2 protein-coding genes are annotated in these 1,048 nt (G+C 69.6%); both read left to right on the forward strand.

The window, feature by feature from the left end:
* Positions 1–424: enoyl-CoA hydratase-related protein (locus AC1DOC_RS34850; RefSeq protein WP_478131737.1), on the forward strand; the 424-nt coding region annotated here is incomplete at its 5' end.
* A 4-nt stretch (positions 425–428) separates the two neighbouring features.
* Positions 429–1,048 (forward strand): acyl-CoA dehydrogenase family protein (locus AC1DOC_RS34855; protein WP_478131738.1); only part of this gene is annotated, 620 nt, incomplete at its 3' end.

Below are 1,048 nucleotides of genomic sequence, written 5' to 3' on the forward strand. Positions count from 1 at the left end.
GCGCTATGGCTCGCCCGCCACGCGCACCGCCTTCCTGTTCACGCGCGTCGGGCTTGCCGGCGCCGACATGGGTGCCTGCGCCTTGCTGCCGCGCGTGATCGGCCAGGGCCGCGCCTCGGAACTGCTCTTCACCGGCCGCGCGATGACGGCACAGGAAKGCCAGGCCTGGGGCTTCTTCAATGCACTGCACGAAAGCGATGCACTGCTCGAAGCGGCCACCAAGGTAGCGCGCGAGCTGGCCGAAGGCCCGAGCTTCGCGCACGGCATGACCAAGACCATGCTGTCGCAGGAGTGGTCGATGACCATCGACCAGGCCATCGAGGCCGAGGCACAGGCACAGGCCATCTGCATGCAGACCGAGGATTTCAAGCGCGCCTACGAAGCGTTTGCGGCCAAGCGCAAGCCCGTGTTCGGCGGAGACTGAAGTCATGATGGCCAAGATCCCCGCACCGCCCTCGACAACGCACCTCGCGCTGCCGTTCTTCGATGACGCGCATCGCGCGCTCGCAAGCGAGCTGCTGCCCTGGTGCGCCGCGCAGGAAGTCGACGAGCGCGACGACCGCGCGGCCTGCCGCGAATGGGTGCGCCGCCTCGGCGACGGCGGCTGGCTGCGCTATGCCGTGCCCGGCAGCGCAGGCGGCGCGCTGGAGCGCCTCGACTCGCGCGCGCTCGTGCTGCTGCGCGAGACGCTCGGCTACCACTCGCCGCTGGCGGACTTCGCGTTTGCGATGCAGGGGCTGGGCAGCGGCGCGATCACGCTCGCGGGCACGCCCGAGCAGCAGTCGCACTACCTCACAGCTGTGGGCAAGGGCGAGAAGATCGCGGCCTTTGCTCTCAGCGAACCCGATGCGGGCTCCGACGTGGCGGCCATGGCCATGCGCGCCGAAGCCACGCCCGACGGCTGGCGCCTCAACGGCGAGAAGACCTGGATCAGCAATGGCGGCATCGCCGACTTCTACTGCCTGTTCGCCAAGACCGATTCCGCGGGCGGCACGCGCGGCATCACGGCGTTCATCGTCGATGCAACCGCCGCCGGCCTCGACACCTC

The sequence above is a fragment of the Variovorax sp. 01T439_2 genome (genome assembly GCF_056398445.1).